The organism is Pseudobutyrivibrio sp. YE44, from assembly GCF_900104335.1.
Classification (GTDB): Bacteria; Bacillota; Clostridia; order Lachnospirales; family Lachnospiraceae; genus Pseudobutyrivibrio.
Genome location: NZ_FMXT01000017.1, coordinates 1 through 26,932 on the forward strand (window position 1 = coordinate 1; position 26,932 = coordinate 26,932).

Below are 26,932 nucleotides of genomic sequence, written 5' to 3' on the forward strand. Positions count from 1 at the left end.
CGCCAAGGTATTGATGGACTGGCATCATTCGTAAAGCTGCGATTCAACTTGGATCCATTTGATAAGGATACCCTGTTTTTGTTCTGCGGAAGAAAGGCAACCAAGATAAAAGGTCTCGTTTGGGAAGGTGATGGATTTCTCCTTCTTTATAAGAGACTTGAAGTTGGTGCTTTCGCCTGGCCCAGAACTGAATCTGAGGCTCTAGCCATTACACCAGAACAGTATCGCTTACTAATGAGTGGTTTTACCATTGTAGCTAAACATCCGATTTCAGAGTTCAAAGAGCGCAAAGAAATCGTTTAGTTTTGTATAAAACAGAGAATTTTAAAGTACCTTAAAACCGTTGATTTTAAGCGGTTTTTGTAGATGTTAACGCTTTATATATGGCTCATATGCAGGCCATTCTTCTCTGGAAATACCATTAAATCAATTGAAATGGCTAATTATCAGCCTTTCATATATAAGCTCTGTGAAGCCTACAACTATAGGCATTATGACGAATGCTGCAGTGCCAGGAATTAGCTTAAATACTGCATTTCAGCTATAATAGTTCCATAAGAAATGGAGCGATTATGTCAGTAAAATTCACAGAGGAACAACTGAATAACTTTGACAAAGCAATGCTAATACAGCTGTTTTTAAACCAGCAGGAGCAGCTTGAATCTATCGATAACAAGATGCAACTTCTGCTTGAACAGATGGCTGATATGAACCGTCATCGCTTTGGTCGTTCATCTGAAAAATCTGATGAATCCAACCAACTGTCATTTACCATCGAGGATGGCGAAATCATTTTCAATGAGGCTGAAGCCTTTATAGACGATTACTTTGAAGACAATGATGAAGAAACCATTACTGTCACTCGTAAAAAGTCTAAGGGCAAAAAGGAAGAAGATATCAAAGGTCTTCCTGTTGAAGAAATCCCTCATGAAATGACAGAGGAAGAACTTAAGAGCTTCTTCGGTGATGAAACCTGGAAGCGTCTTCCTGATGAAGTCTATACAAGGTATAAATACACACCTGCTTCTGTTTCAGTCGAGGAACACCATGTAGCAGTTTATTCTGGTTCTAAATCAGAAAGAATGGTTAAAGCTAACCATCCAAAGCAGTTGCTTAGAAACAGTCTTGCTTCAGCAAGTACTGTGGCTGGTGTCTTAAATGCTAAATACGTAAATGCGATGCCACTATATCGTATTGAAGCTGAATACAACAGAGTTGGTATTAACATATCACGTCAAACGATGGCCAACTGGGTTATCCAGTGTGCTGACAGATATTTAGCAGTCTTTTACGATTATCTTCATGAGCATTTGTATGACTATCATGTAATACAAGCTGATGAAACTCCTTGTTTGGTAAACAAGGATGGTCGTGATGCTGGTTCAAAGAGTTACATGTGGGTTTACCGTACAGGAAAGATGTACAAGGATAAACCAATTGTAATCTATGATTACCAGCGGACTAGAAAGTCCGATCATCCAAGAGAATTTCTCAAGGATTTCAAAGGCATCTGTGTTACAGATGGCTATCAGGTTTATCACTCCATTGAAAAGGAACGCGATGACCTGACCATAGCAGGATGCTGGGCGCATGCAAGACGCCGATTTGATGAAGCCCTAAAGGCTACACCAAAGGACAAGCAAAAATCCTGCACTGCGAATAAAGCTCTGAAGATGATTCAGGCTATCCATCGCGAGGAGAAAAAGCTAAGTGACCTTTCTCCAACCGAAAGATACGAACATCGACAGCTTACTGTCAAGCCTCTGGTTGAGGCCTATTTTGCGTGGGTTCATAAAGTTGAACCAAGTGTATTAGCTAATAGCAAAACTCATAAAGGATTACAGTATTCAATAAACCAGGAACAGTATCTAAAGGTCTTCCTTGATGATGGCGAAGTCCCTATGGATAACAACTCGGCTGAGCAGTCAATCCGTGGCTTCTGTATCGGAAAGAAAAACTGGGTTATGATTGATACAATATCTGGCGCCAAGGCCAGTGCTGTAGCTTACAGTATAGCTGAAACTGCCAAGGCGAATAACCTTAAACCTTATGAGTATTTCAAATATCTTCTTACTGTAATTCCAGAGCATCTGGATGACACAGATAGAAGTTTTATGGATAAACTACTTCCTTGGTCAGATGAACTTCCAAGTGAATGTAGAAAACCAGTGAAGTAACTTCCGCACCCTCTTGTGACATTTTCATTTTGAGCTACTAACGCTGATTTGAAAGTGAGCCACTTGAGTGGGCGGTATAATTTTAGGACGGTACCTATGGTTTACCGTTTACTCAACAAAAGTGTCACTGCTCAAAGTAAAGCAACGGCACTTTTATAATAGGATGTATTGAATAATAGATTACAATATTTACGCATTATTTAACTTTTCTAGTAATCCCGCTGGTGTATTTGATTCCACACCATTTTTATTAGGACATTTGTAATAATTCGCATGGTATGTAACATCCCCATTTAATCCTATTTTAATACCAAAACGTAGAAATTTTAGAGCTCCCTCATATTGCAATTCAACATCTTTAATGTTATCAAAGGCCAAACTAATTGTTGATAAGAGCTCCATTCCGTGTGCGCTGTTTTGTGTAATTTCATTTAGTACGTCTGCAGGAATACAAATATTGAATTTCGATTTGAACCTCCACAAATTAGTATTTGCATCATTCATAGATGAATATGTATCTACAGAACAGTCATGTATTGAATTAGAATACATCGACTCCAATTTGAATAATGTATCTTGCTGACTAGTTGTAGGATTTGAAAAAATCCCCCCCGACATACATTTTCGTTGAAGCCAATCCCATTGAATACGACCTGCATCACATAACATTTTTTTTTCGTCATCAGTAAAATTAGCCATGCTTGCAAAATCATAACTAATTAACATTCCGTTTTGATGAGTATTCCTTTTTTTTACATTATCACGAACTTGAGCTTGTAATTCTTTATATTTAGCATATGTTTCAGGTTCATCTAAACGCATCACTTCATCTAAGCTAGTATTACCAAGTACATCTTTACGAATATTGTTTTTGGTTATTATGCCATCATCTTCCCAAGCGTCCCTTATACTAGTAGCTCCAGAATATTTATAATTGTTTGATTCACGTTCCATTTTTTTTCGTGATTCAGACGAAATTGTAAGTTCGTCCTCTATTATATTATTCTGATTAATTTTGGTTTGTGAATTTTTTTGAAGATTGACTTTAAAATCTTTGTTTATAGTTGTTGCGTCTTCTATCCTTTTCAGATTTACATTTGTAATATTATTTCCCATATTTGATTCTCCTATGTAGTTATAATATCAATTATGAAAAAATTAATATGGAGTGGTATATTTCAGCAGATAGAAATAATCTACATCACCCACTGCATTGTCAAGTGCTGAATATGCGTTTACTTCCATCAAATCATAATGATGAACTGATACTGGTGCATTAAAATCTAATCCCCCAACTTCATTCCGTTGAAATAGGCGCATCCTTAGCCTTATAAAAATTCTTACACTTAGATATCGAGATTAATCGATTAATAATTAATGGATATTACTAACAAATTTGGGGCACTACTTTTGGGTAATTAAACTTACGAAAAGAATAAATATCTTGCTATTTCTTTTTCTTTTTTGCATAGTAAAATTTATATGTAAATGCAAATTTCCAGTAGTTAATGTAAAAATACAGAGGTAAACGCAAAACATATGTCACTATTGCATTTACCTCTGTAAACTTATCAATATGATATCTCAAACTTTAAATATAGTTAAAATAATCTAAAATAACCAATATTTGATATGTCGATTTTTAAACTAGAAGCTATATATTCGCTTATTTTTGCTTCAAGTTCTGTGATTTCTTGCTCGGACATATCAAGATCTTCTGGTATTGTATACTCCACTGTTGCGTGAGATATAGTAAAATCATCATCTACATCGACATAAACGTTACATTCATTTACTTCTTCGAATTCTTCCACAGCTCCAGTTAATCTATTTTCAACATAATCCTTATATTCATCAATATTGGTATAATCATCAGGATTAAAATCTTCATCTGAAAGATTCACTATATCAGATTCATTTTCATTATATGTATACTCAACTAATTCATCACGATTGGCTGTCTCATCAGATTCAACTGCTTCATTTTTCACATACTCTGCATCCTCTGTATCAGATGCTTCCTTACCACAAGAAACAATCATCAATGCACATATCCCCAATAACAGTGCTATACTTGCTTTTTTCATTGTAAAATCCCCCTATTACATTTACTCTTAGAAATAATACTCATTATACCTTGGAATGTAGATGTTTTACTAGTACTTTATATACATATGTTGACCGTTGTTATCTTACAGCTAGAAACATTGAATAGTGGCAAATTTTATGTATTAACATTCTCTGTTCATATTTACAATCTGAATAAGAAATATAGTATGTACCCTAGGTTGTACCCTTTTTATGATTGATTATTACGTCTCCTTTTTCTATCATCTGGTTCAATTAAAGCAGATTGGCCTAAGACATCTTCTAATGCATCTTCATTAATTAGAGCTTCTAATTTTTTTGTATTAGATGCAGTCATCTTAATCTTCAACAAAGTTCCCAGCCCATTAACAAATCTACGAATGGTTGATCCTGTGCTTGAATAAAAAACATTAAGAAAAACGTCATGATCAGATAGTCCATCTTGATAATCTGAAGTAGCTACATCATCCTTATGCTTAAATTTTATATCCTTGAGAACGGAAAGCATTGCTGATGACAAACGTCCAGAGAAAAGAACATCTTGATCCATTTCTACATACTCTAAAGTGGTTAACTCTTTTTCCATGTCATATCTATTGTTATTGCTTTTTTGAAGGTTTGCTCTAATAGTTTTGTAATAGTTATTGTATCTATGGACACTTTCGTCAACATACCCCTCAACGTATATTTCTGCATCTAACAGCATTTTGTTAAAGTTGTCATGTTCTATTATTTCAGATAAGAGCAAAGAATTTGTCTTCTTATTTTTTAATTTTTCCATCGCAGAATCAGTAAGGCCAAGTTCATGAACTTCAAAATTTGGTGTTATTCTGGCGTTGGTTAATCCCAAAAGATAATCAGCGGATACATTAAACGCCTTGCAATATTTTATGAGAACATCACATGGCACATAGTAACCTTCTTTTTCGTAATCAGCAATGGAAGCTTGAGAAAGATGTAACATGTCGGCTACATCTTGTTGAGTCAGTTTCGATTTTCCCTCTGCATATCTTAAATCTTTTAATCTTACATTTACGGATTCCATAAGCAGTTCATCCCCCTTTATATGTATCATACCACAACGCTACCGTCGTTTTTTATCTTAATTTTTGAAAAAAAACGACATCTTAAGCATAGAAAGGAAAGGTGTGTTTTCAGTGTTTAATAAGCATATGAAAACTGAATGAGCATCCCAAATGGATATTATTTTCGGGGAAGTCTCGCCAAGATGTAAGAATACGGAGCGGACCAAGAATTTAGAAAACGGCACAGTCCAAAAAAGTCCACGAGGCTAAAGAACCCAGAGGTTACCTGCCAGGAAAACATTTGGAGAGATGACAAAAGAAAGAAAAATGTTTTAAAGGTTTTGCTTTTTGTAATGAGCAAATGATTAACCGTCAGAACAATTCTGGCGGTTTTTGATTTGCCCATTACTTCCAAAATCGGTGCGCAGGATTTTGGAATAGGTAAAATTTCAAAACTACCACTTCGGGCAAATGTGGTGGATTTGAAATTTTAGGGCGGGCCTGGGTCGCAAACCCAGCCCAGTTACCTGTTGAGTATCGACAGGTAGTACTGGGTATTACTTGTCGAACTTGAAAAAATAGCCTATGAGCGAGACAAGGCCCGCAGCGTTTTTACTTTAATAAAGAAAGGAGCTTTTATGAGAGCAACAAGACACAACGGAAGGTCAGGTTCTCACGGAGTTTATAATCCTAAACATAATGATAGAGAATTTGATCTTAATAACAATGTTGATATAAATCCTGAAATGACACCTAACAATATTTACTGGAATTGCTATCAAGGATTTATAAAACACGCTGATAAAGATGAAACTTGGATGAAGTTTAATGATGTTGAGCTTACCTATTATAAACAGCAATTTTCAGAATGGCTCGATTATCAAAATGAAAAACACATCAAAGGTGGACATCATAACAGGGTAAAAGAAATGGATGCTATTGTTTCAAATAAACAACGTTGTCCTGAAGAAACCATTTATCAGATTGGGAACATTGACGAAACCATCGACTATGAAGATTTAGTCAAAGTGGTTGTTGAAACCATAGATGAAATAAACAAACGCTATGGTGATAATGTAACCACATTAACATGGGGGCTTCATGTAGATGAGAAAACTCCTCATATTCATGAAAGGCATGTTTTTCATTCTCCAAATGAAGCTGGCTTTGATATGCCAGTTCAAGAAAAGACATTAGAAGTTATGGGATTTGATTTACCAGATAAAACAAAACCCAAAGACAAATTCAATAACAGAAAAATGAGCTATGATCAGGAGTGCAGAAATATATTTTTGGATTGTTGTAGAAAGCACGGCCTTGAAATTGAACTTGAACCTATATATGGTGGCAAGAAATATCTAGAAAAGACCGAGTTTATCAATTCAAAGATTAATCTGCAGAATCAGAATCTTAGAATAGAAAACGGTCAGCTTATGTTTTCTAATCAGGAATTACAAGCAAAACAAAATGAATTGAATAAAAAGATTTCTGATGAAGAGGCTCTCATAAAAATGGTAACTGATGTAGCATATGAAAAAGCTTGTGAAATTATTGTTGATGATGTAGTTGAAAAAACTCAGGAAGAAAACAAGAAACTAGTAAGCAACTATAAAAAATGGATTAAGTCGGATAAATGTAAGGCATCTAGAAAAACAAAAGAATTAATGCTTGATTGTTTTTCAGACTTCAATTCAAAACTGACAGTAATTAAAAGTAATGTAATAGCTAAAGTAAAGGATTTTATTTCTTCTCCAGAGAAAAAGGCTCAGCTCACAGAGGAAATCGTAAGGAAGGCTAGGCCTAGCATAGTAGAAATTCTTAAAAGAAGAAACGAAGAAATTGCACTAACTAATAAAGCTAAAACTGATAGAAGAAAAGGAAAGGAGCAAGAGCGCTGATGAATATATTTCAAGAAGTAAAGCAAGCTGTATCCACTATGGATGCAGCTTCTTTTTATGGAATTAAATTAGAACGAAATCAGATGGCTTGCTGTCCTTTTCATCCAGACAAACATCCTAGTATGAAAATTGATAATAGATTTCATTGTTTTGGTTGTGGAGCTGATGGAGATGTTATCAACTTTGTTGAAAGATTGTTTGGGCTAACTCCTTTGGAAGCTGCTAAAAAACTTATAGCAGACTTCAATTTAAATATTGATGTAAAGACACCATATAAACTAACGGCTGCAGATATTGAAAGAAAAAGTGAACAGGAACGACTAAGAGCATTTCATTTATATAAAAGAGATGCTCTTAATTTTTTGAGAGAATACTACAATATTCTTCATTGTGCCAAAAGGGACTTAGCGCCAAAGACACCAGAAGAATTTGAGAATTGCCATCCTCTTTTTGAAGAAGCTCTTCAAAACATAGATATGATTGACTGGATGATTGAGGAATTAGAAAATAGCACGCTAGAAAAACAAATAGTTTTTCTAAATACTTACAAGGGGGTTATAGCACATGTTAAGGGAAGAATTGCAGAAATCAATCTCGACAGAAGCTAACAACCATTTAACGTTGTTAGAATCTTCAAGTGAGTTTGATGCATATAGAAAAAAGCCGTCACTAGAAGAAATGTTTAGTTATGATTCTAAAGGTTTTATCAAGCAAACAAATGAAAACTGTCAGCTAGTTCTAGAATATGACGAACTGCTTAAAGGCGCTATACGCTTTAATGAACTCACAGGAAAAATGGATATCGTAAAAGATGTTCCGTGGAAAAGGTTTTCCAAAGCTTTTTCAGATAATGATCTTGATAATATAATCACTTATTTTGAAAAGAATTATGGTCTTAAGGTTGATAAGTATATAGAAAGAGCTATTAGAATAGCCGCCAAGGAAAACTCTTACCATCCAATAAGAGACTTTTTAAATACTCTTAGTTGGGATGGAGTAGACCGAATTTCAAATGTGCTTACTAAATATCTAGGAGTAGAACCCACACCACTGGCCATTGAATCATTGAAACTATTTATGCTAGGTGCAATTTCACGAGTCTTTCAACCAGGCTGCAAGTTTGAATATATGCTATGCTTTGTAGGTGGTCAAGGAGCTGGGAAGTCTACCTTTTTAAGATTTCTAGCAATAAATGATTCATGGTTTACTGATGATCTAAAGAAGTTAAGTGACAAAGATGTCCATGAACATTTAAACGGCCATTGGATAATAGAGATTCCTGAAATGGTTGCGCTGCTTCATGCAAAGTGTGTAGAAGAAACTAAATCTTTTATCAGTAGGCAAACTGACAACTATCGTATTCCTTATGATAAGTTTTCCGATGATCATGACAGGCAATGTGTATTTGCAGGAACATCAAACAGAATAGAGTTTCTACCAGATGATAAATCAGGAAATAGACGTTTTCTTCCAATCAAAGTGGATGCAGAAAAAGCTGAGATTCATATCTTAGAAGATGAAGAAGAATCAAGAGCTTACTTTATTCAACTTTGGGCACAGGCAATGGATGTATATCGTAAAGGCGAATATAAACTGACCTTGTCAAAGGATATGTTAGAAGTGCTTTACGCTGAGCAGCAACAGTATTTACCAGATGACCCGAAAGAAACTGCTATTGTTAATTTTGTTGAAGAAAAACATCCTGAATACATTTGTCCTAAAATGCTCCATGTTGAAGCATTGGGACATTCAATCACTGATGATTTACCAAAATGGGAATCAATAGAGATTGGTGCCATTCTTAATAATGCATTTAAGGATGAATATAAAAAGATAGGTTCACACAAGTTTAAAGAGTATGGTAAACAACGTACTTGGGCACGAATCAAAGAACCTGCAGAGCCTGAGTTCGAGCCAATACAAAAGGATGATGAGTCACCTTTTGTGGATTAACTTTACTAAAAGGAGCAACAAAGAAACAAATAAACAATAAAAATTTAAAATATTAATTTAAAGAAGAAACATAAAACTATTTTTTACTTTTGCTTGTTTCTTTGTTCCCAGAGCAGTCATCAAAACGGCTGCTCTTTTGTTTTGCTTTGAAAAAATACGAAAGAAAGGAGGTTACCAAGAACAGTCTTATGATGGATAAAGAAATTCAGTCATTGCGCACTCTCATTTCACGCTATACAATAGATGGCGATGACAGTCCTGCATTTATCAATGAAATGAAAAGCAGACTTGAAATAAAATATGAAAATGCACTGAAAGATGTGCACACTAACAAGATTTTCCAGCTGTCTGATGGTCGCTGGAAAACCAAAAATCCACAGATGGCAAAAAGGACTCGATTAGACTTGCTTGAAGCACTCTATGAGTACTACTTTGGTCGAAAAGCCCATTCTATTGCAGCTATCTTTGATGACTGGATTGAAGAATTTAGACGCGACGCTGATCAAGGACATAGGTCAATTCTCACCTGTGAACGTTATATCAGTGACTGGGCTAGATTCTATGCTGACTCAATATTAGTTACCAAAAACATTTGTGAAGTTAAGGTATCTGATATTAAGAATCACTACAAAAGCATCTGTGCTAATGGCGCCATTTCAAGGAAAACCTTGAACAACGCAAAAACCATTCTAAATCTTGTTTTTGATTATGCAGTTGATCATGACTATGTTGCTTCAAACATCGCACGTTCTGTTAGTACTAGAGACTTGCATTGTAAAGAAGTAAACAATGAATTAAAGGTATATTCAAACGCTGAACGAGATAAGATTATCGCCCAGGCTGAGATTGAAAATGATGTTTTTGCCAGAGCCATCATCCTAATGTTTTGCTCTTGTACACGTATTGGCGAAATTAGAGCTTTGAAATGGGAAGATGTGGATTTTGAACGACACACTATGTACATTCATAGGGAAATAGTCAGAAGAAAGGATTCTGAAGGACACGAGATTTTTGTATGTGTTAATCATACAAAATCAGGTCTTAAAGAAGGAAACAGAGTTCAGCCTTTATCAGATAAGGCGATTGAAGTTTTGAAAGCACAGCGCCGAGAAAATCCTTTCGGAGAATATGTATTTCTTTATAATGATGCGCCTCTTGTGTCAAACACTATCAATCATCATTTGAAGCGTATCTGTGAGCGCGTTGATATTCCATACATGTCTAGTCATAAGATTAGATTCTGGTCGGTAACTAACATGTATGCAAACGGAATGCAGCAAGCGGATATTCAGAGAATGGCTGGACATGCTGATCCAGCAACAACAGATCATTATAAGAGGGTATCTCGACTTGATGATATTGATACATCTATTTGGAATGAGATGTTTGGATAAATATCAAAAAAGAGATACAACACCAAGTAAACATAGAATGTACCCTAGGTTGTACCCCTTTTATCGCAAAATAAAAAACTCACAAATGCGATAAAATCAACATTTGTGAGCCTTTTCGAGAGAGCGCGAGACGGGACTCGAACCCGCGACCCCCACCTTGGCAAGGTGGTGCTCCACCAACTGAGCCACTCGCGCACTGTCATTATTTGCCGAGCTCCGCGATAGCAAATCATGACCATCTCAAGAATTCTCGGTGTCGTTCCTGACGACAAATGCTATTCTAAAGGAAGATTATAAATAAGTCAAGAAAAAATTTACAATTATTGTTAGAAATCATAATAAATGGTAATATTTGTAGGGGATGAATACATAAGGAATGAAGAAATGGAGCAGATTTCACTAACAGAAAAATACATAAGCATCACTGGAAAAGGCCCGAAACCTTCCTTTGGAGGTTCCCAGGAATGGTTTTCTAGCACACAGTGGAAAAATGTTAGAGGGCAGGGCTGTGGCTTGATTGCTGCTGTGGATTGTGCCTTGTATATTTCTGGAGTGAATGATCTTAATATCCAAGAATATGATTCTTTCGTAGAACAATTTTTATCTGAGAGAAAGCTTGCCAGGCTTTTTCTTCATGAAATTAAAATTCGTAAATACGATAATTTAATATTATCCTTGGGAATTCTTCCGATTCAGATTTCAAAGTATTTAAATAAACGAATTCGAATCCTGGGCGCGAAGGAAAGATTTCGCTGGAATGGAATACATGGTCATAAGAATATGTATGAAAAGATTAAGCAAATGATTTCCAAGAATATCCCAGTGATTTGGTCCTTGTATTCGCCAGCAAGCAAAATAAGATTGTATGTCAGTCTTGACGGCGGTAAAACATTTACCAATAAACAAGTATTTACTAACAGTCATTATGTTATGATTACCGGAATTTTGGAGGATTCAAATCCTGAATCGAAGCATCCAAGAATGCTAGAAATATCCAGTTGGGGTCAGCGGTTTTACATCGACTATGATGAATATCTAGATTATGTTGGTGGCTCTTTGTTAAGCAAGTATTGCTCCAACATAATGTATCTAAAATAATGTTATGAAGGTAATGAGCTATGAAGAAAAAGAAACGACTAATTATCCTTTTGGTAGTACTACTTCTTATAATAGGAGCAGGAGGAATAGGAACCTTCGCATACTATAAGGCACAATCTGACTTAGTATATAAAGAAGTGATTGTGGAGGCTGGATCATCCAATTGCGAGATTGGAGAGTTTTTAAAGCGAGAAGAAAGCACAGCCAAGTTCACTGAGGATTCATCCTTTGATGTCACGGTACCAGGGGATTATGATTTGAAAATCCAGTGGACTATGCCAATCTTTGGAAAGCAAACAGCAAAGACTGTTTTACATGTGCAGGATACTACAGCACCTCAGGTGACACTTACAACAGATTCTATTGATATGTACACCACTGCACCTGCGCCAAACCTGACAGATTTGGTGGATAAAATAGATGATGTGACCAATTGCACCATCGACTTTGCAGAACAGTACGATTTTACAAAAGAAGGCCAATTTGATATAACAATTGTGGTCAAGGACACTAGCGGTAATGAGACGAAATGTACTGTCCCATGCAAGGTAACAGAGGATGTTACTCCGCCCGTAATCAAAGGCGTGGAGCCTCTTACCATAGCTCAGGGGGATGCGGTTTCCTTCAAGAAAAATATCGAAGTGACGGACGACCACGACGATAACCCTACCTTGGAAGTTGATAACTCACAGGTAAACGTAGATAAGCGTGGCGTCTATACCCTAAAATATATTGCTACTGATGCGGCAGGAAATAAGACAGAAGAGACTACCACTGTTAAGATTATTTCAGCAAAGATTGCTGCAGCCACAGAGGAAACAGTGTATGCTAAAGCTGATGAAATCCTTGCTGATATCATTACTCCAGGGATGACGCAGTTGCAACAGGCAAAAGCGGTCTTTGACTGGGTGGTAAAGAATATAACATACTCAGAAACAGCTGGTATTGATGATTTGTTATCAGCTGCCTACAAGGGTATGTTCAATAGAGTTGGTGACTGTACCGTAAAACAGAAAACTGCTGAGGTCATGCTTAACAGACTTGGCATCAAAAATATGGAAATCGAAAAGATTCGTGACACCAGAGGACATTACTGGTTGCTGATCGATGTTGGAGAGGGCTGGTATCATTATGATCCTAATCTTCAGTTGGATGGAACGTTGATTTTCTATTGGCATGATGCAGATTTGTGGGAGTATTCAAATGCACATAAGAACACTCACAATTATGACCCAAGCAAATATCCACATATTCAATAGAGTTCTAAGGCATTGCCTTCAATATAAAGACATAACAAAGGAGAATTATTTATGAAAAAGAAATTATTAATATTGGGATTGGTTTCAACCATGGCATTATCTATGGTTGCATGTGGTGGAGATTCAAATGACACAAAGGTGATTGAAAACGATACTGATGCTGTAGCTGAAGATACTGATTCTGCACACGCAGGCACACCATTTTTATTTGAGTATGATGGTATGGATATTAATGTAGATGATGACATCGCTGATTATTTAGATAAGCTTGGTGAGCCAAATCAGTATTTTGAGTCTCCAAGCTGTGCAGCAGAGGGAATTGGCAAGCTCTATACCTACAGTGATTTTGAAATTCAGACATACCCAGATGGTGATGTTGATAGAATTCTTTATATCCGATTAAGAACAGATAATGTTTCTACAAAGGAAGGAATTGACCTTTCAAGTTCAAAGGATGATATTATCGCAGCCTATGGTGCCCCTAAGTCTGAGGAGACTGGCTCATTAATCTATGAGCTCAATGGAACAACCTTAAAGTTCATCTTTGATGGTGATTCTCTTAGCTCTATTGAGTATGATAGCGAGTTGAATAACTAGTTTAAATATTCTGAAAATCTAAGGGATTTCTTGAAGCTTTGCAACTTTAAGAAATCCCTTGACTTATGTATAAAGTTCCTATAGAATAACCATTGTCGTTAGGAAGTGACGCAATCGAGTCAGCCTTGATTTCTCATCGTTGCACTCGATAAATCAAGACAATGCGCGAGTGGCTCAGTTGGTGGAGCACCACCTTGCCAAGGTGGGGGTCGCGGGTTCGAGTCCCGTCTCGCGCTCGATAATAAAAATAGGAGATATCCAATCGGATATCTCCTATTTTTATTATCTGAGCTCTTTAAATCGAGACGGGACGACCTATCACGATTTGTCGAGCTTGCGAAGAGAAATCGTGATGCTTCCTTATTCCCGTCGAGCGCGGGTTCTCGCCTGCCGCGATAAATAAAAGTTTCTTATATATCTAACAAGTGATATCATGTATCTTGATGAAAAGAAATGTGGGATGCAGAAATGAAACGAGGGATTATTAGAAAAACTCTATATGTAATCATTACCCTCTTTTTGTTATGCAATTTTTTCTCGCTTAGTAGTGTTGATGAGGGGATGGAAAGTAGAGCTCTCAGCACACACTCAGAAGAGATATCCATAACTGTTCCGCACGGTATACATATGGAAATTAAGAACGAGGAGAAAAATGCCACTGAGGTTGTTTCTGTTAAAGAGAAAACAACTAAGAATATATCTCTTCTAAAATATTATCTTTTATTATTATCATTACTATCTACAGTATATCTGTTCAGCTATGCGTATTCCCATAGAATCAATGAACAGTTTAGCTATTCACGATTATTCATAATTAACTACATCCACGACAAGGACGGGCGGAAGCGCTAATAATTTCATCTTTATAACTATTTGGCCAATGCATTAACTGCATAGGTTTATTTTGCGTGGAAGGAGAAATTATTATGTCAGAAAACATTTTTATTGGAATACTTGCGGTAGTGGTTTTTGGTGGAGCAATTGTTGCATGGTGGATTGAAAACGGCCCTGAGAAAAAGGATGACAAGAAAGATAAAAAATAAAGATTGGTACAAAGCTATTCAAAAAGAGGTTAGAGGAAGAATAGTTTTATAAAATGAAAAGGCTCCCAGCACAGAATCTGTACTGGGAGCCTTGTTTCATCTTTATTCTACTGATTCAAAGTTGAAAGATAATCCTGGATAGCAGAAGCATCGATGTCTACATATTCGTGTGTAGTGTTCTGTTCGGCTGCAGTCTGGACTTTGCCGTAGATGGAATAGCCAACCCAAGCTACGATTGCAAGAGCGATGATTGAAACAACAGTGATGCTTAATACCTCTTCGATTTTCTTCTTTCTAAGAATTGAACGACGATTTTTCTTATCTAATTTCTTCTGATCTACTTTTTGCTGACTCATTTCTTCTCCTAAAATGCTAAGCCTTATATTTTCCTTTGGAAGACTTAACAGTAATAACACTAAAAAATATACTAACGCAAAAACTGTGTATTTTCAAGGGAAAAACGCAAAGTGTAAAAGGTGATAATTAGTAATTTATGGGTATTCAAATCCCAATATGTTGTGGTAGAATTTATATTAAGTATATATAAACTAGGTGAACTATAGGTAGCACCTTAGAAGGAGATAATGATTATATGAGCAAAGCAGATGTAATCTTTAAGGAAATGTGCCGCGACATTCTTGAAAATGGCACAGATACAAAGGATGAAATCGTTCGTCCAATATGGGAAGACACTGGAGAAAAGGCCTACACTATCAAGCAGTTTGGTGTGGTTAACAAATATGATTTAAGAGAAGAGTTTCCAGCTCTCACTCTTAGAAAAACAGCTCTTAAGACAGCTATGGATGAAATCCTTTGGATTTACCAGCGTAAGTCTAACAATATCAAAGATTTGAAGGGACATATCTGGGATGAATGGGCAGATGAAGAAGGCTCAATCGGAACAGCTTATGGCTATGTTGTTGGAGAAAAGTTCGAGTTTAAGGGCGAAATGATTGATCAGATGGACTATGTTCTTAAGCAGCTTAAGGAGACACCTTATTCAAGACGAATTATGACAAACCTTTATCAGTTCCATGATTTGGCTACAGGTCATCTTGATCCATGCTGCTACTCAGCTACCTACAATGTCACAAAGGATAAAAACTCTGACAAGCTTGTTCTTAACATGGTGCTTAACCAGCGTTCACAGGATGTGCTTGCAGCTAACAACTGGAACGTGTGCCAGTATGCAATCCTTCTTATGATGGTGGCCCAGGTTAACGATATGATTCCAGGTCAGTTGATTCATGTTATTGCAGATGCTCACATCTACGACAGACATGTGGATGCTATTATGGAACTCCTTAGCAGACCAGAGCTTCCAGCACCAAAGGTTCACTTGAACCCTAACGTAAAGAATTTCTACGACTTCACCACAGACGACCTCATCGTAGAAGGTTACGAAGCTGGCGAGCAAATACGTAATATTCCTATTGCTGTTTAAAATCAGCAAAATATATTTGGTAAGCGCGAGCAGGAAGGTTCCATGCAAGCTAGGAAGGAACCCTGAAAGGGGAGGTTGCCTAGCGCAGTATGGAAGGTGGCCTGCGGGAGCATGAAAAATTAAAGATGCTGATTTTAAGGAGGAATAAATGAATTTAATTGTTGCGGTAGATAGAAACTGGGCTATAGGCAAGGACAACAAGCTTCTTGTTAGCATCCCAGATGATATGAAGTTTTTCCGTGAGACCACCACTGGTAAGGTGGTTGTCATGGGCAGAAAGACACTTGAGAGCTTCCCAAATGGAAAGCCGCTGAAGAATCGTGTGAACATCGTTCTTACAAGAGACCCTAACTACACTGTTAAGGATGCAATTATTGTTCACTCAAAGGAAGAGCTTGATAAAGAATTAGAAAAATACAACACTGACGACATTTACGTCATCGGTGGAGAAAGCATCTATAGAATGCTCCTTGACGATTGCAATCGTGCTTTCGTCACCTACGTGGATTATTCCTACGATGCAGATACATATTTTCCAAATCTGGACGAAAAGCCAGAATGGAAAATGGTGGAGGAATCAGAAGAACAGACATATTACGATATAGAGTTTTATTTCAGAGCATATATTAAATAGTTATTTTTATAGAGTCTTGCGGGCCTTGTCCTTTAGGGGCCAGCAAGAAGTCATGACCTTTTAGCAACCGGTAACTAGCACTTTACATGAGGACATAAAACTATGGCATTAAATATTACAGGACGAAAGTTATTTGTTAAGGCATTAAAGGAAGAGGGCGTTGATACAATATTTGCATACCCAGGCGGTATGATTACAGATATTATTGACGAGCTTTATAAGACTGAGGGAATCAGAGTTATCCTTGGTCGCCATGAGCAAGCCCTAGTTCACGAGGCGGAAGGGTACGCCCGTGCCACTGGAAAAACAGCTGTCGTTCTTGTGACCTCAGGTCCAGGTGCTACAAACACAATTACAGGTATTGCTGATGCTTATTATGACAGCATTCCTATGGTGATTTTCACTGGTCAGGTGCCACTTCATCTCATTGGAAATGATGCTTTCCAGGAGGTGGATATTGTGGGAATGACACGTTCTATCACAAAGTTCGGTGTGACAGTACGAGAACGTGAGGATTTAGGAAAGCTTATTAAAATGGGATTCCAGGTTGCTTCCACAGGAAAGCCTGGCCCAGTTCTTATTGATATTCCAAAGGATATTCAGGTTATCCCGGGTTCTCCGGACTACCCGGATCATGTGGACATTCGTGGATATCATCCAAATGAAACCGTACATATTGGCCAGCTTAAAAAGGCATACAGATTGCTTAAGAATGCAAAGAGACCTTTGATTTTGGCAGGTGGTGGCGTTCGTATTTCAGGCGCCCAGAAGGAGCTCTTTGATTTTGCCACAAAGATGAACATCCCTGTTACCACAACAGTTATGGGCAAGGGTGTTATGCCAGAGGATAGCCAGCTTTACATAGGCAACTGCGGTATGCACGGACGTTTCGCAGCTAATAAGGCTGTCACGGAATGTGATTTGCTGTTTTCTATTGGTACACGTTTTAACGATAGAATCACAGGCGACTTGGAGAAGTTTGCGCCAAAGGCACAGATTGTTCATGTGGATATTGCTTCCGCTTCCATTTCCAGAAACGTTGTGGTAGATGTGCCAGTCACTGCAGATGCAAAGATAGCTCTGGAAAGATTGGTAGAATACGCTGAGCCTATGGATACAGGAAAGTGGCTTTCTACTATTGAAGGATGGGAGAAAGAACATCCATTATCTATGCCAAATAGTAAGATTGGAGTTTGTCCACAGGTTATTTGTGAGGGTATTAATCAAGTGTTCCCTGATGCAAATATTGTTACAGATGTGGGCCAGCATCAGATGTGGGCCAGCCAGTTTATAAAGCTTAACAAGGGGCAGGAGTTCATTACCTCTGGTGGTCTTGGTACTATGGGCTTTGGCTTCCCAGCTGCCCTCGGTGCAGCAGTAGGAAATCCTAAGAAGCCAGTGGTACTTGTTACAGGTGACGGAGGTTTCCAAATGAACATGCAGGAAATGGCCACCGCAATGACTGAGAAAATTCCAGTTGTTATATGCTTATTTAATAATTCGAATCTTGGCATGGTTCGTCAGATGCAGCAGCTTTTCTATGGCAAGCGCTATGAAATCACAGATTTATCTGCAGAAGATGGCAGCTATTACCCTGATTTTATGAAGTGGGCTGAAGGCTACAATTGTAAGGCAATTCGAGTTACAGAAGCCTCACAGGTTGTCTCTGCACTTGAGACAGCTCGTTCAAACGACAACGGTCCAACGTTAATTGAATTTATAGTTTCGCCAGATGATTTGGTACTTCCAATGGTTAAGGGAGGTACTCCTCTCAGTGATATGATTCTTAAATAATTGGATTGTAACTGTGAATTGACGAGATTGCATGAGGTAAATGACATGGAAAAAATGAAAAATAGATGGATTGCTTTATATGTTGAAAATCAGGTTGGTGTTTTGGCAAAGGTTTCTGGATTGTTCTCAGCTAAATCCTACAACCTTCAAACCCTTACAGTTGGCACCACTGAGCATGAGGATGTTTCCAGAATGACCATTTCAGTTAAGGCTGATGATGTGACTTTTGAACAGATTAAAAAACAGTTAAATGCAATGGTTGAGGTTATTAAGGTGATAGATCTTACAACCATTCCAATCCATATGAAAGAGATTTTATACGCAACTGTTCGCGGATTGGATTCCGTAGGCAAAACAGAGGCCTTTCAGATTGCCGAGGTTTTTGACAGAGGCGGTAGCGTGAAAATATGCGATATAGGTGAGGATACAGTTTTATTTGAGTGTACCCTTACTGAAAATAAAAATAATGAGCTGATATCTCTTCTTAAATCACAATTTAAGAAAGTGCAGATTGTCCGCGGGGGCGCAGTTGCAATCGAAGCTATCAGCAGAACTAACAGGTAGGACAGATAATGGGGGAACGATTAAAAAAGCATCTTAGAGCATGCTTGGTGATGGTTCTGATTTTTAGTTTGTGCACCTGCACCTATGTGCAGGCTTCCCAGTCGGAGGTGGATAGACTAAAAGAAGAATCGAAAAATGCATCCCAAGCGGTAGATGATATTAATAGCAAAAAGAAAGAGGCGGAAGACTCTAAGAATAAGCTGGAAAGTCAGGCTAGTGATTTATCTGGCCAGATTAATAGTTTAAACAATCAAATTTCAACAGTCACTGGTGAAATCACCCAGGCTGAAGAGGATATTGCAGCTACAGAGGCAGATATAGAAACCTTGAACGGTGAAATATCGGATATAGAGACTTCTCTGGATACACAAAAAGAAGCCATGAAGCTTCGTATCAAATATATGTACGAAAACAAATCTACAAACACTTTGGTAAACTTTTTGGAGTGTGGCTCAATATCAGAGTTTTTGCAACGCCTAGAATACATGGCGCAGATTACCACTTATGATAAGGATGCTGTAAAAAAATACAAAGAAACTCAGGATGATTTAACTGAAAAGAAAGGCGATGTAGAGACTAAGAATGCAGAGCTTTCTGCTTACAAAACCAATCTGGCTACAAAGAAGTCAGAACTTGGTACTCTTGTTGGAAGTACCACTTCAGCTCTTGATACCACTAATTCACAGATTGCAGATACAAATGCAATGCTAGAGCAACTAGAAAAACAGCTGGAGGATGCAAAGGCTTACGAGAAACGAATTCAAAAGCAATATATGGATGCTCAGCTTGCTCTGTCACAAAAGCTTGCCGGTGAGCATGGCGGATACTCCGGTGGATACAGCACCACTGATGAAGAGACGTTACTTTTGGCAGCGCTGATTCAAGCTGAGGCTGACAATCAGGGGGCAGATGGAAGGCTTGCTGTAGGTTCTGTTGTTATGAACCGTGTGGCTAGCTCGAAATTCCCTAACACAGTTTCAGGCGTTATTTATTCACCAGGACAGTTCGCACCCGTAACCTCCGGGCGAGTGGCTCTGATTCTTGCCAACGGACCTAACAGTGGTTGTCAATATGCGGCTGCCCAAGCCATAGCGGGAAACACCAACACAGATGCCTTATTCTTCTTCACAGTTTCCTATGCCCAGAATCTTCATGATAGACAGGTGGCAGAAGGAAAAGAAGGCTTCCTAGATAGAACAGAGGGCACAATTATAAATGCCCATTATTTCTACAACTACAAGTAGAGCAAATCATTGCTAATATATGGTAAATAGGCTAGAATAAGACTCTAGCTGTAAAATAGAATTACAAATTAATTTTTATAAGGAGGTAGCATTATGGCAACACCACATAACGAGGCGAATAAAGGGGATTTTGCAAAGACAGTTCTCATGCCTGGAGATCCACTCCGTGCGAAGTTTGTTGCTGATAATTTCTTAGAGGACGTAAAGTGTGTTAACACAGTTAGAAATTGTCTTGGCTTCACTGGAAAGTATAAGGGAGTGCCTGTTTCAGTTATGGCAAGTGGTATGGGTATGCCTTCAATCGGTATCTACTCATACGAGCTTTTTGAGTTCTATGATGTTGAAAATATTATCAGAATCGGTTCAGCAGGAAGCTACACAGACAAGCTTAACGTGCTTGATGTAGTTATTTCAGAGAGTGCATACTCTGACAGTACATTTGCAAAGTACACAAATGGAGTAGAGGAGAAGACACTTTACCCTAGCAAGAAGATTAATGATATCGCTATTGCAAAGGCTAAGGAGCTTGGCATTGATGCAAAGGTTGCAAAGGTTCACTCAGCAGATCAGTTCTACACAGCACCAGAGATGGGTGGCTGGAAAGCTGTTAAGGAGCGTTGCGGTTGCGATTGTGTAGAGATGGAAAGCTTTGCTCTTTTCAACAACGCAAACATGCTTGGAAAGAATGCAACATGTATGCTTACAATTTCTGACTCTTTCGTTACAGCAGAGGAGATTCCAGCAGAGGAGCGTCAGAAGTCATTTACAGAGATGATGAAGCTTGCTCTTGAGACAGCAATTGTACTTTAATAATTGATTATTACTATAATATAAGTAGGACACCGGCCATTGGGATTACGGTGTCCTATTTTTATAGTGGTAATTTTGAAATACCATGTGCGAATTTAATATGAATTTTCATATGTATAGACACAATTTGGAAACCGGGTGAATATGCCCTGGTTTCCATTTTTACGGAAAATCAAGGTTTTTTGATAATTTTTTAACAAGCGGAATTAGAGAATTGACAAAACCTAAAAAGAATATTCAGAAAACTTACATCTAAGCACCTTTTCTGACAAAAATTTTATTTGAAATCTAAGGCTATATATGGTAACATTTTCACATCGGCGGCGTACTGAGGTTTATTTTTTTTAGCCTGGTTCGTTAAAAAATTAACAGTTTAGAAAGCGCTTTTTATAGCATATTGCACAAACAGTTAGTTGAAATGCGGGCTTGCTTTAATAAAAGTAACTTATATAACGCCAAAAACAAAAAAGTATTTCTTAAAAAGGAGAAAGAAACATGGGAAAAAAAGTAGTTATTGCTAGCGCATGTAGAACAGCTATCGGTACTATGGGTGGTTCACTTAGCTCAACTCCAGCAGCTGATTTAGGTGCCATCGTAATCAAGGAAGCAGTAAAGAGAGCAGGAATCAAGCCTGAGGATGTTGATCACGTATACATGGGATGCGTTATCCAGGCAGGTCTTGGACAGAACGTAGCTCGTCAGGCTACATTAAAGGCTGGTCTTCCAAACGAAGTTACAGCAGTTACAACAAACGTTGTTTGTGGTTCTGGTCTTAACTGTGTTAACCAGGCAGCTCAGATGATCATCGCTGGTGATGCTGATGTAGTTGTAGCTGGTGGTATGGAAAACATGTCATTAGCTCCATTCGCACTTCCAAACGGACGTTATGGTTATAGAATGACATGGCCATCAAACAGCCAGGGTGCTTTAGTTGATACAATGGTTAAGGATGCTCTTTGGGATGCATACAATGACTATCACATGATCAAGACAGCTGATAACGTAGCTGAGCAGTGGAAGCTTACAAGAGAAGAGCTTGATGAGTTCGCAGTTGCTTCTCAGAACAAGGCTTGTGCAGCTATCGAAGCTGGCGCATTCAAGGACGAAATCGTTCCTGTAGAAATCAAGAAGAAGAAGGAGACAATCCTTTTCGATACAGACGAAGGCCCAAGACCTGGTACAACAATCGAAGGTCTTGCTAAGCTTAAGGCTCTTTATCCAGACGGAGTTGTTACAGCTGGTAACGCTTCAGGTATCAACGATGGTGCAGCTGCACTTGTTGTTATGTCTGAGGAGAAGGCTAAGGAACTTGGTGTTAAGCCACTCGTTACATTCGTAGCTGGTGCACTTGGCGGATGTGCTCCTGAAATCATGGGTGTTGGTCCTGTTCCAGCAACAAAGAAGGCTCTTGCTAAGGCTGGTCTTACAATCGAAGATCTTGATGTATACGAGGCTAACGAGGCATTCGCAGCACAGTCTGTTGCAGTTGGTAAGGAGCTTGGCTTCGACCTTAACAAGCTCAATCCAAACGGTGGTGCTATCGCACTTGGTCACCCAGTTGGAGCTTCAGGTGCTCGTATCCTTGTAACACTTATCTACGATATGATTCACAACCCAGAGTACAAGAAGGGGCTTGCTACACTCTGCATCGGTGGTGGTATGGGATGTGCTACAATCGTTGAGAAGTACGAAGGCTAATTCTTCGTTAAGACAATAAGACTACTTATTAGTAGTTTCTATTATTCAAAAGTTAAAAATTTTAAGTGAGCTTTAGATAGTTATGTAGGTTCAAATAACCTGTAGGTGACAAGCTCTAATATTTCTTTAGCGAGACGTGCTGTCGAGCGGAGAAATCATTAGGCTTGTCACTGTAACAGGTGAGAGAACAGATGGATTATCTAAAGCGGACTAAATTATCCAGGAGGAATAAAAAATGAAAGTAGGCGTAATTGGCGCAGGTACAATGGGCCAGGGCATTGCTAAGGCATTTGCTCAGGTTGATGGCTATGAAGTAGCTCTTTGCGATATCAAGCAGGAGTGGGCTGAAGGCGGTAAGGACAAGATTGCTAAGGGTTATGCAAGACTTGTTGAAAAAGGAAAGATGGAGCAGGCAGCAGTTGATGCTATCCTCGCTAAGATCACACCAGGTCTCAAGGAAGAACTTTGCAAGGATTGTGACCTTATTGTTGAGGCTGCTTTCGAGAACATGGAAGTTAAGAAGACAACATTCAAGGAGCTTGACGAAATCGCTAAGCCTGAGTGCATCTTCGCTTCTAACACATCTTCACTTTCAATCACAGAGATCGGAAATGGTCTTAACCGTCCAATGATCGGTATGCACTTCTTCAATCCTGCTGATAGAATGAAGCTTGTTGAGGTTATCGCTGGTGTTAACACACCTGCTGAGACTGTAGACGCTATCAAGAAGATTTCTGAGGAAATCGGAAAGACTCCAGTACAGGTTAACGAGGCTGCTGGTTTCGTAGTAAACCGTATCCTTATCCCAATGATTAACGAAGCTGCTTTCATCAAGATGGAAGGTGTTTCTGATATCGCTGGTATCGATGCTGCTATGAAGCTTGGTGCTAACCACCCAATGGGACCACTTGAGCTCGGCGATTTCATCGGTCTTGATATCTGCCTCGCAATCATGGACGTTCTTTACAACGAGACAGGTGATAGCAAGTATCGTGCTTGCCCACTCCTTCGTAAGATGGTTCGTGGTGGCAACCTTGGTTGCAAGTCTGGTAAGGGATTCTACGTATACAACGCAGATCGTACAAAGACAGCAGTAGATGCTCAGTAATTATAAATAAAGGAGATTCAGATCATGGATTTTACATTAGATAAGAAGCATGAGATGGCTAGACAGTTGTTCAGAGAGTTTGCTCAGAACGAAGTTAAGCCAATGGCTCAGGAAATTGATGAGACAGAGCAGTTCCCACGTGAAAACGTAGAGAAGATGATGAAGTACGGTTTCATGGGTATTCCAATTCCAAAGGAGTACGGTGGACAGGGCTGTGATGTTCTTACATACGTTATGTGTGTAGAGGAGCTTTCAAAGGTTTGTGGTACAACAGGTGTTATCGTTTCTGCACATACATCACTTTGCTGCGATCCTATCCTCACATATGGTACAGAAGAGCAGAAGCAGAAGTTCTTAGTTCCACTTGCAAGTGGTAAGAAGCTTGGTGCTTTCGCACTTACAGAGCCAGGTGCTGGTACAGATGCACAGGGCGCTCAGTGTAGAGCTGACGAAGATGGAGATTCTTGGGTACTTAACGGTTCTAAGTGCTTCATCACAAACGGTAAGGAAGCAGACGTTTACATCGTATTCGCTGTAACAGATATCGTTGAAGATGCTAAGGGACGTAAGTCTAAGAAGTTCTCAGCATTCATCGTTGAGAAGGATACACCAGGATTTACATTCGGTACAAAGGAGAAGAAGATGGGTATCCGTGCTTCTTCTACATACGAGCTTATCTTCCAGGATTGCCGTATTCCAAAGGAAAACCTTCTTGGAGCAAGAGGTAAGGGCTTTGGTATCGCTATGCACACACTTGATGGTGGTCGTATCGGTATCGCTGCTCAGGCACTTGGTATTGGTGAAGGCTCAATCGATGCAACAATCGAGTTCGTAAAGGAAAGAAAGCAGTTTGGTCGTCCAATCGCTGCATTCCAGAACACTGCATTCCAGCTTGCTGATATGAAGGCTCGTATGGATGCTGCTAAGTATCTTGTATACAACGCTGCTTGCACAAAGGACGTTTATACACAGGATCACAAGACAAGCTACTCTATCGAGGCAGCTGAGGCTAAGCTTTTCGCAGCTGAGGCAGCTATGGCTGTAACTACAAAGGCTGTACAGCTTCACGGTGGTTATGGTTACACAAGAGAGTACGATGTTGAGCGTATGATGCGTGATGCTAAGATCACAGAGATCTACGAAGGTACATCAGAGGTTCAGAGACTTGTTATCTCTGGCGCTATGCTCAAATAAGATTGTTTATTATCGTGTGAATAAAAGGAGATTAAATACATGAATATCGTAGTATGTATTAAACAGGTTCCTGACACAAAGGGCGGCGTAAAGTTTAACCCAGATGGAACTCTTGATAGAGCATCAATGCTCGCAATTATGAATCCAGATGATAAGGCAGGTCTTGAGGCTGCTCTTAGAATCAAGGACGAGACAGGCGCAAAGGTTACAGTTCTTACAATGGGACTTCCTAAGGCTGATGATATGCTTCGCGAAGCACTTGCTATGGGTGCTGATGAGGCAGTTCTTGTTACAGATAGACGTCTTGGTGGAGCTGATACATGGGCTACATCTTCAACAGTTGCAGCTGCAGTAAAGAAGCTCGACTATGATCTCATCATCACAGGTCGTCAGGCTATCGATGGTGATACAGCTCAGGTTGGTCCACAGATCGCTGAGCACCTTGCTCTTCCAGTTATCTCTTATGCAGAGGATATCAAGGTAGAGGGCAACAGTGTTATCGTTAAGCGTCAGTACGAAGACAGATATCACGAAGTAAAGGCTCAGATGCCATGTCTTATCACAGCTCTTTCAGAGCTCAATGAGCCACGTTACATGACTCCAGGCGGAATCTTCGATGCTTATGACAAGGAAGTTACTGTATGGGGCCGTGATGACCTCACAGATCTTGATGATGCTAACATCGGTCTTGCTGGTTCTCCAACAAAGATCGCTAAGGCTTCAGATAAGGTTCGTAAGGGAGCAGGCGAGAAGGTTTCTCTTGACCCTAAGGAGTCAGTAGAGTATATCATGAACAAGCTTAAAGAGAAGCATGTAATTTAATAAGAGGAGGCAAACAGAATGTCATTAGAAGAATACAAGGGCGTAGCTATATTCGCTCAGCAGGTTGATAATAAACTTAGCTCAATTGCCTTCGAACTTATCGGCAAGGCACATGAGCTTGCAGCAGATTTAGGAACAGACGTTACAGCAGTTGTACTTGGTAAGGATATCGCAGGTCTTGCAGATAAGCTTGGCGAGTACGGTGCAGACAAGGTTGTTCTTATTGACGATCCAGCACTTGAGACATATCGTACAGAGCCATATGCACAGGCTCTTACAGCTTATATTAATGAGTACAAGCCAGAGATTATGCTCGTTGGCGCTACAGCTATCGGTCGTGATCTTGGTCCTACAGTTTCAGCTAGAGTTAAGACAGGTCTTACAGCTGACTGTACATCACTTGAGATTGGTGATTTCCCACTCGTAGCTAGAGAAGGACAGGAGCAGAAGCACAATCAGCTTCTTATGACTCGTCCAGCATTCGGTGGTAACACAATCGCTACAATCGCTTGCCCAGACAACCGTCCACAGATGGCAACAGTTCGTCCTGGTGTTATGCAGAAGCTTCCTAAGGAGGCTGGTAGAAAGGCTGAGGTTATCAACTTCAACCCTGAAATTAAGGAAAACAACAGATTCGTTGAGATCCTTAACATCGTTAAGAACGTTACAAACACAGTAGATATCATGGATGCTAAGATCCTTGTATCTGGTGGTCGTGGCGTTGGTTCTCCTGAGAACTTCAAGCTCCTTGAGGATCTTGCAGAGGTTCTTGGTGGTACAGTATCTTGCTCACGTGCCGTTGTAGATTCAGGCTGGAAGCCAAAGGATCTTCAGGTAGGTCAGACAGGTAAGACAGTACGTCCAAACGTATACTTTGCAATCGGTATCTCTGGTGCTATCCAGCATACAGCTGGTATGGAAGAGTCTGATATCATCATCGCTATCAACAAGGATGAGACAGCTCCTATCTTTGATGTAGCTGATTACGGTATCGTAGGCGACCTTAACAAGATCGTTCCAGCTCTTACAGAGGCACTTAAGGCTGAGCTTGCTGCTCAGAACTAATTTTGGGGCAATATCTATTCCTA

Annotated in this window: 26 protein-coding genes and 2 tRNA genes; 22 read left to right on the forward strand and 6 right to left on the reverse strand. The window is 39.1% G+C overall.

Annotation, left to right across the window (positions count from 1 at the left end):
- Together tnpB and tnpC are read left to right on the forward strand one after the other, a co-directional pair.
- A partial coding sequence (gene tnpB, locus BLR54_RS13940; RefSeq protein ID WP_143008460.1) for an IS66 family insertion sequence element accessory protein TnpB occupies positions 1-303 on the forward strand: 303 nt, incomplete at its 5' end.
- 269 nt (positions 304-572) lie between these two features.
- A complete protein-coding gene (tnpC, locus tag BLR54_RS13945) occupies positions 573-2,177 on the forward strand; it encodes an IS66 family transposase (protein WP_090422127.1) in 1,605 nt (534 codons plus the stop codon).
- Positions 2,178-2,366: 189 nt separating this feature from the next.
- Here the strand turns inward: tnpC and BLR54_RS13950 are convergent, their stop codons facing one another.
- From BLR54_RS13950 to BLR54_RS13960, 4 genes are all read right to left on the reverse strand, one after another.
- On the reverse strand, positions 2,367-3,293 hold the full coding sequence (locus BLR54_RS13950; protein WP_090422129.1) for a hypothetical protein: 927 nt from the start codon (positions 3,291-3,293) through the stop codon (positions 2,367-2,369).
- Positions 3,294-3,335: 42 nt separating this feature from the next.
- Complete coding sequence (locus BLR54_RS15020) at positions 3,336-3,497, reverse strand: hypothetical protein (protein WP_176761963.1); 162 nt, start codon at positions 3,495-3,497, stop codon at positions 3,336-3,338.
- 281 nt (positions 3,498-3,778) lie between these two features.
- Positions 3,779-4,219 (reverse strand): hypothetical protein, encoded by a 441-nt coding sequence (locus BLR54_RS13955; protein WP_143008461.1) that lies wholly within the window; start codon positions 4,217-4,219, stop codon positions 3,779-3,781.
- A 257-nt stretch (positions 4,220-4,476) separates the two neighbouring features.
- A complete protein-coding gene (locus BLR54_RS13960) occupies positions 4,477-5,310 on the reverse strand; it encodes a helix-turn-helix domain-containing protein (protein ID WP_176761964.1) in 834 nt (277 codons plus the stop codon).
- A gap of 618 nt (positions 5,311-5,928) precedes the next feature.
- On the opposite strand from BLR54_RS13960, the gene BLR54_RS13965 reads away from it, so the two are divergent.
- The 4 genes from BLR54_RS13965 (at position 5,929) to BLR54_RS13980 (ending at position 10,535) form a co-directional block, all read left to right on the forward strand.
- Positions 5,929-7,188, forward strand: a complete 1,260-nt coding sequence (locus tag BLR54_RS13965; protein WP_090422135.1) for a plasmid recombination protein — start codon at positions 5,929-5,931, stop codon at positions 7,186-7,188.
- On the forward strand, positions 7,188-7,796 hold the full coding sequence (locus tag BLR54_RS13970; RefSeq protein WP_090422137.1) for a CHC2 zinc finger domain-containing protein: 609 nt from the start codon (positions 7,188-7,190) through the stop codon (positions 7,794-7,796). Before BLR54_RS13965 ends, BLR54_RS13970 begins: the two co-directional genes overlap by 1 nt.
- On the forward strand, positions 7,753-9,141 hold the full coding sequence (locus tag BLR54_RS13975; RefSeq protein WP_242871262.1) for a virulence-associated E family protein: 1,389 nt from the start codon (positions 7,753-7,755) through the stop codon (positions 9,139-9,141). Before BLR54_RS13970 ends, BLR54_RS13975 begins: the two co-directional genes overlap by 44 nt.
- A 146-nt stretch (positions 9,142-9,287) precedes the next feature.
- A complete protein-coding gene (locus BLR54_RS13980) occupies positions 9,288-10,535 on the forward strand; it encodes a tyrosine-type recombinase/integrase (protein WP_143008462.1) in 1,248 nt (415 codons plus the stop codon).
- A 122-nt stretch (positions 10,536-10,657) separates the two neighbouring features.
- Here BLR54_RS13980 and BLR54_RS13985 read toward each other — a convergent pair.
- Positions 10,658-10,730, reverse strand: a tRNA-Gly gene (locus tag BLR54_RS13985).
- Positions 10,731-10,877: 147 nt separating this feature from the next.
- On the opposite strand from BLR54_RS13985, the gene BLR54_RS13990 reads away from it, so the two are divergent.
- The 5 genes from BLR54_RS13990 to BLR54_RS14870 all read left to right on the forward strand — a co-directional run bounded on the left by BLR54_RS13990 (position 10,878) and on the right by BLR54_RS14870 (position 14,341).
- Entirely contained in the window at positions 10,878-11,633 is a 756-nt protein-coding gene (locus BLR54_RS13990) for a hypothetical protein (RefSeq protein WP_090422140.1), read from the forward strand.
- Positions 11,634-11,653: 20 nt separating this feature from the next.
- Complete coding sequence (locus BLR54_RS13995) at positions 11,654-12,892, forward strand: transglutaminase domain-containing protein (protein ID WP_090422142.1); 1,239 nt, start codon at positions 11,654-11,656, stop codon at positions 12,890-12,892.
- A gap of 51 nt (positions 12,893-12,943) precedes the next feature.
- Entirely contained in the window at positions 12,944-13,489 is a 546-nt protein-coding gene (locus tag BLR54_RS14000; protein ID WP_090422143.1) for a hypothetical protein, read from the forward strand.
- A 163-nt stretch (positions 13,490-13,652) separates the two neighbouring features.
- Positions 13,653-13,725 (forward strand) — tRNA-Gly (locus BLR54_RS14005).
- Positions 13,726-14,116: 391 nt separating this feature from the next.
- Positions 14,117-14,341, forward strand: a complete 225-nt coding sequence (locus BLR54_RS14870; protein WP_143008463.1) for a hypothetical protein — start codon at positions 14,117-14,119, stop codon at positions 14,339-14,341.
- Between the two features lie 298 nt (positions 14,342-14,639).
- Here the strand turns inward: BLR54_RS14870 and BLR54_RS14015 are convergent, their stop codons facing one another.
- Positions 14,640-14,888, reverse strand: coding sequence for a hypothetical protein (locus BLR54_RS14015; RefSeq protein ID WP_090422148.1), 249 nt, complete (start codon positions 14,886-14,888; stop codon positions 14,640-14,642).
- Between the two features lie 236 nt (positions 14,889-15,124).
- Here BLR54_RS14015 and thyA point away from each other — a divergent pair, with 236 nt between their 5' ends.
- From thyA to BLR54_RS14070, 11 genes are all read left to right on the forward strand, one after another.
- Positions 15,125-15,976, forward strand: a complete 852-nt coding sequence (gene thyA / locus BLR54_RS14020) for a thymidylate synthase (protein ID WP_090422150.1) — start codon at positions 15,125-15,127, stop codon at positions 15,974-15,976.
- A gap of 148 nt (positions 15,977-16,124) precedes the next feature.
- Positions 16,125-16,610, forward strand: a complete 486-nt coding sequence (locus tag BLR54_RS14025; RefSeq protein ID WP_090422152.1) for a dihydrofolate reductase — start codon at positions 16,125-16,127, stop codon at positions 16,608-16,610.
- Positions 16,611-16,712: 102 nt separating this feature from the next.
- Positions 16,713-18,404 (forward strand): biosynthetic-type acetolactate synthase large subunit, encoded by a 1,692-nt coding sequence (gene ilvB / locus BLR54_RS14030; RefSeq protein ID WP_090422154.1) that lies wholly within the window; start codon positions 16,713-16,715, stop codon positions 18,402-18,404.
- Positions 18,405-18,458: 54 nt separating this feature from the next.
- On the forward strand, positions 18,459-18,968 hold the full coding sequence (gene ilvN, locus BLR54_RS14035; protein ID WP_090422194.1) for an acetolactate synthase small subunit: 510 nt from the start codon (positions 18,459-18,461) through the stop codon (positions 18,966-18,968).
- Between the two features lie 8 nt (positions 18,969-18,976).
- The gene (locus BLR54_RS14040; RefSeq protein WP_090422156.1) at positions 18,977-20,212 is read left to right on the forward strand and encodes a cell wall hydrolase; all 1,236 of its coding nucleotides are present in this window, start codon (positions 18,977-18,979) and stop codon (positions 20,210-20,212) included.
- A 93-nt stretch (positions 20,213-20,305) separates the two neighbouring features.
- Complete coding sequence (deoD, locus tag BLR54_RS14045; protein WP_090422158.1) at positions 20,306-21,022, forward strand: purine-nucleoside phosphorylase; 717 nt, start codon at positions 20,306-20,308, stop codon at positions 21,020-21,022.
- A 495-nt stretch (positions 21,023-21,517) separates the two neighbouring features.
- Positions 21,518-22,720 carry an acetyl-CoA C-acetyltransferase gene (locus BLR54_RS14050; protein ID WP_090422160.1) on the forward strand — a complete coding sequence of 401 codons (1,203 nt, stop codon included), beginning with the start codon at positions 21,518-21,520 and terminating at the stop codon, positions 22,718-22,720.
- Positions 22,721-22,955: 235 nt separating this feature from the next.
- A complete protein-coding gene (locus BLR54_RS14055) occupies positions 22,956-23,828 on the forward strand; it encodes a 3-hydroxyacyl-CoA dehydrogenase family protein (RefSeq protein WP_090422162.1) in 873 nt (290 codons plus the stop codon).
- A gap of 24 nt (positions 23,829-23,852) precedes the next feature.
- Positions 23,853-25,022: an acyl-CoA dehydrogenase gene (locus BLR54_RS14060; protein ID WP_090422165.1), complete on the forward strand. Its 1,170-nt coding sequence runs from the start codon at positions 23,853-23,855 to the stop codon at positions 25,020-25,022.
- A gap of 39 nt (positions 25,023-25,061) precedes the next feature.
- The gene (locus BLR54_RS14065; protein WP_090422167.1) at positions 25,062-25,844 is read left to right on the forward strand and encodes an electron transfer flavoprotein subunit beta/FixA family protein; all 783 of its coding nucleotides are present in this window, start codon (positions 25,062-25,064) and stop codon (positions 25,842-25,844) included.
- A gap of 18 nt (positions 25,845-25,862) precedes the next feature.
- Entirely contained in the window at positions 25,863-26,909 is a 1,047-nt protein-coding gene (locus BLR54_RS14070) for an electron transfer flavoprotein subunit alpha/FixB family protein (protein WP_090422169.1), read from the forward strand.
- Positions 26,910-26,932: the final 23 nt, after the last annotated feature.